This is a genomic window from Pseudochrobactrum sp. AO18b, assembly GCF_000409565.1.
GTDB classification, from domain to species: Bacteria; Pseudomonadota; Alphaproteobacteria; order Rhizobiales; family Rhizobiaceae; genus Pseudochrobactrum; species Pseudochrobactrum saccharolyticum.
The window spans coordinates 1-4,429 of sequence record NZ_ANNO01000442.1 but is presented as its reverse complement, the minus strand read 5'-3'; the positions used below and the strand labels follow the sequence as shown (position 1 = coordinate 4,429).

Annotated in this window: 5 protein-coding genes; 3 read left to right on the top strand and 2 right to left on the bottom strand. The window is 51.8% G+C overall.

Annotated features, from left to right (window positions below; translation table 11 throughout):
- Window positions 1-87: 87 nt before the first annotated feature.
- Together A918_RS0116730 and A918_RS0116725 are read left to right on the top strand one after the other, a co-directional pair.
- The gene (locus tag A918_RS0116730; RefSeq protein WP_022712167.1) at window positions 88-537 is read left to right on the top strand and encodes a DNA polymerase III subunit chi; all 450 of its coding nucleotides are present in this window, start codon (window positions 88-90) and stop codon (window positions 535-537) included.
- The gene (locus A918_RS0116725; RefSeq protein ID WP_022712166.1) at window positions 537-1,091 is read left to right on the top strand and encodes a hypothetical protein; all 555 of its coding nucleotides are present in this window, start codon (window positions 537-539) and stop codon (window positions 1,089-1,091) included. The genes A918_RS0116730 and A918_RS0116725 overlap by 1 nt, the downstream gene beginning before the upstream one ends.
- 69 nt (window positions 1,092-1,160) lie before the next feature.
- Here the strand turns inward: A918_RS0116725 and A918_RS0116720 are convergent, their stop codons facing one another.
- Window positions 1,161-3,068 (bottom strand): ABC-F family ATP-binding cassette domain-containing protein, encoded by a 1,908-nt coding sequence (locus A918_RS0116720; protein ID WP_028233920.1) that lies wholly within the window; start codon window positions 3,066-3,068, stop codon window positions 1,161-1,163.
- Window positions 3,069-3,145: 77 nt separating this feature from the next.
- Window positions 3,146-3,658 (bottom strand): DinB family protein, encoded by a 513-nt coding sequence (locus A918_RS0116715; protein WP_028233919.1) that lies wholly within the window; start codon window positions 3,656-3,658, stop codon window positions 3,146-3,148.
- Window positions 3,659-4,013: 355 nt separating this feature from the next.
- On the opposite strand from A918_RS0116715, the gene ndk reads away from it, so the two are divergent.
- On the top strand, window positions 4,014-4,429 hold a 416-nt coding region (gene ndk / locus A918_RS0116710; protein ID WP_022712163.1), incomplete at its 3' end, for a nucleoside-diphosphate kinase.

The window sequence follows — 4,429 nt, the reverse complement described above, 5'->3', positions numbered from 1 at the left end:
CGACGGGCCGTTTTGTTTCTGGTTTAAGCTGTTATCCGGTATATATGAGATGCGAGAGGTAAGGGGCGCGGTTCCCTGCATTGGCTGATGGCGGAAATTCTGTTTTATCATCTGACTGAATCCGTTCTGGATGAAGCTTTGCCGGGGCTGGTTGACCGCTCGTTAGAGCGGGGCTGGCGTGTGACAATCCAGATGACATCGGAAGAGCGCCGCGATGAACTCGACCGCTTGCTGTGGACATGGAGCAATGCTTCATTTCTTGCTCATGGCACAGATGCGCAGCCCCATGCAGAACATCAGCCCGCTTTGCTGACGACGACCACTGATAATCTGAATGGCGCAACAGTGCGTTTTGTTGTGGAAGGCGCGGAAATCGCCGGTGCTGAGAACTATGATCGTCTGGTGGTTATGTTTGACGGACACGACGCTGCACAGCTGACCAAAGCGCGAGAGCAATGGAAAAGCCTGAAAGCGGCAGGACATCAGCTGACCTATTGGCAGCAAAATGCAGACCGCCGCTGGGAGAAAAAAGCCTGATGCGTATTTTTTGTATTCTGCTGTTTCTCTTTGGTCTGGCAACCGGTGTGATCTGGCCATGGGCGCAGCGTCATTTTGGCGGCGAGGAAATCGGCACATGGGTGCTCTATCAGCGCGAGGGCGGTTATCAGTCTGCGAAAGTACAATTGAAACCTGAAGATGCGCCATTGCGTATTTTTGTTGATGCGCAACCAATGCAGGGCGTAACCAGCGGACAAAAGCAGTCAGTGCTTAATCTGGCAGTGTCACGTGATGGTGTGCCGGTATTGGCCGAACGCCTCAGTTACAGCCCGAAAAGCGGTAATGAACAGCGTGATTTGCCGCAAAGCGGTGCGGTGATCCGCCAAAGCGCAAAAGATATGGAAACCTTACAGGCCGGCACTTATGAATTCAGCGTGCGGGCGGTGGAAGACGGCTTGTCGCTGACACGGGCTGATCTGGTGCTGCGTCGTGGCGCACCTCCGGTTGACGAGAATATTACCATGATGGGCGTGGTGGTTATGGTGGCCGGTCTCTACGGATTTATGCGTACGCGCAGACGGCAGAAAGCCTGAATTGTCTGATAATTAAGCCCGCCGTTTCACAGAACCGGCGGGCTTGTTTTGGGGGTACAGAGGTAGCTTTTAATCAGCCATTGCCTCTTCATATTCCGCAGAATAGGTCAGCCATTTTTCTTCAACGTCTGCCAGTTTGGTTTCAGCGGACTTCAGATCAATATTGAACTGCACGGCTTTCTGGGCATCCTTGGTATAAAGTTCAGGATCTTCCAGTTTGCCTTTCAGTGCCTGAATCTCTTTCTGCAGTTTTTGCATTAAAGATTCGGAATCATTAATCTTTTTCTGCAGCGGTTTAAGCTGTTCACGTTTCTGCGCAGCCTGTTTACGCTGATCTGCTTTGCTGAGTTTCGGCCCTTCATCGACCGGTGCAATATCTTGCACAAGCTCTGTGGTGCTGTTTGGCGTGCTTTTATCGCTCAGAACCAGAGAACGGTAATCATCCAGATCGCCGTCATAAGGTTTGACCGTGCCGTTACGCACCAGCCACAGCCGATCCATGGTTGCTTCGATGAGATGACGATCATGAGCGATGAGGATCACAGCGCCTTTGAAATCATTCAGCGCGTGAACCAGTTCTTCGCGGCTGTCGATATCCAGATGGTTGGTCGGCTCGTCGAGGATCAGCAGGTTCGGACCATGGAAGGTCGCAAGCCCCATCAGCAAACGTGCTTTTTCACCACCGGAAAGCTCTTTGGCTTTGGTCAGCATCTTTTCCGTTGCCAGCCCCATCTGGGCGACGCGGGCACGCACTTTGGCTTCCGGTGCATCCGGCATCAGCTTGCGCACATGCTCAATGGCATTGTCTTCCGGCACCAGATCATCAAGCTGATGCTGGGCGAAGAAGGCAACCTTCAGCGCTGGTGAAAGGGTCAGTGTACCGCCTTCCGGTTTTAGCCGTCCGGAGATCAACTTGGCCAGAGTGGACTTACCGTTACCATTGGAGCCGAGCAGGGCAATGCGGTCATCATTATCAATACGCAGTGAAAGATTGCGCAGGATAGGCTTACCGGTTTCATAACCGACATCGGCATTTTCCAGCGCGATGATTGGCGATGCTGCCGCTTTTTCCGCTTCAGGAAAGCGGAATGGCTGCACATGCTCGTCATAATGCGCGGCTATCGGCTTCAGTTTTTGCAGGGCTTTCAGGCGGGACTGTGCCTGACGTGCCTTGGAAGCCTTGGCGCGAAAACGCTCCACAAAGGATTCCATATGCTTGCGATGGGCTTCCTGCTTCACACGCTGTTTCTGCTGCAATTCCAGCATTTCGGCGCGCTGACGTTCAAACTGGTCGTAATTACCCTTCCAGAAAGTCAGCTTCTTATTCTCAAGATGCAAAATGGAACTGGTTGCCGAGTTCAGCAGATCGCGATCATGGCTGATGATGATGACAGTGTATGGGTAGCGCTTGATATAGTCGATCAGCCACAACACGCCTTCAAGGTCGAGATAGTTGGTTGGTTCGTCAAGCAGCAGCAGATCAGGCTGAGCAAACAGCACAGCCGCCAAAGCCACACGCATACGCCAGCCACCGGAGAAGGATGAAGCAGGGCGCAATTGCGCTTCCGCATCGAAACCCAGGCCGGAGAGAATGGCGCTGGCACGGGCTTCTGCTGAATGAGATTCAATATCGGCAAGGCGGATATGAATTTCGGAAATGCGTGCCGGATCAGTCGCCGTTTCGGCTTCTTGCAACAAGGCAAGGCGCTCTTTATCCGCTTTCAGAACAATCTCTATCAGAGACTCTTCTGTGCCTGGTGCTTCCTGCGCTACCTGACCGATACGGGTGTTTTTCGGGATGGAAATATCGCCGGTATCCGACGACAATTCACCGGTAATCACCTTGAACAGGGTCGACTTGCCGGTGCCGTTACGCCCGACAAAACCGGTCTTTGAACCAGATGGCAGTGTTGCACTGCCATGGTCGATGAGGACGCGTCCGACCATGCGGACGGTTATATCATTAAGGATCAACATAGAGCGGTTTTGCACGGGATATTGCAATTGTGCAAGAGGCAAAAACGTCCGGTTATGCTTGTGCTGAGACGGAAATATCAGACGAAGCGGCGGCCGGATTCCGATTTCTGGAAAATCATCATATCCAGTTCCGGTGCCGCATGTTTCAGCATGGTGAGTGCTGCATGAACCTGCCCGCGATAATGGGTCTGATGGTTGAACATATGGGCAAGGGCAGGGGCAAGCCGCTGACTGATGGTGCGCATGTCGCTCATATTGAGAAACACAAAACGCCCTGAAACCTCGGCAGGTGAAAGTCCTTCCAGCCATTCCAGAATACGCGCATCTTCCTGCAGGCGGGCGGCGCGCAGATCAGACAAAGCCAGATAAAGAATGGCATCAGGTGTTTTCGGGTGATCGCCTTCACCGGTAAAACGCTTCATCCACAGGCGGTCATTGCCCAGCAGATGATTAAGCGTGGCGTGGACGGATTTGTAAAACAGACCTGCATCCTGCCGGTATTCGCTTTCAGTCAAAGCCGCAACCGCGTCGAAAAGCTGTTTATTGGCCCAGCCATTATAGGCAGCAAGCATCAGAAAATGTTGCTTCATCATCAAGCTCTCATCAAAAACCAAAAACAGCAAAAGACAGCCCGTGCAACACAGAATCGCTGTTATTGTCATGAGCGCTGTTAACTATAACCTGTCTTTGCACTTATAGCAGGCTAAATCACTTTATTATCAGTGTCTTGTCATTCCATTGTATTATGTGAAAGCTATGTATGGCGGCGCAGCTAAAATGATGCTCAGCACGATGAGACAGGACTGAGTAAACAGAAACAGAATGGGGCGCGTTTTCACCGCACTTTCAGCAGCATTTTACAGCAGGTTTAATGATCTTATTTGACTGTAAAAGGCTGTGAGGGTATAGAACGGCACCTTTCCTCTAAATATATACAGGACAAAAATGGCCATCGAACGTACCTTTTCCATGATCAAGCCAGATGCAACCAAGCGCAACCTGACCGGTGCAATCACCGCCAAGCTCGAAGAAGCTGGTCTGCGTGTTGTTGCTTCCAAGCGCGTATGGATGAGCAAGCGCGAAGCTGAAGGCTTCTACGCAGTGCACGCAGCACGTCCTTTCTTCGGTGAGCTGGTTGAAACCATGACTTCCGGCCCGACAATCGTTCAGGTTCTGGAAGGCGAAAACGCAATCCTGAAAAACCGCGAAGTTATGGGCGCAACCAATCCGGCAGATGCTGCTGAAGGTACAATCCGTAAAACTTTCGCTCTGTCGATCGGTGAAAACTCGGTACACGGTTCCGATGCTCCTGAAACAGCTGCTCAGGAAATCACCTACTGGTTCTCTTCGACAGAAATCGT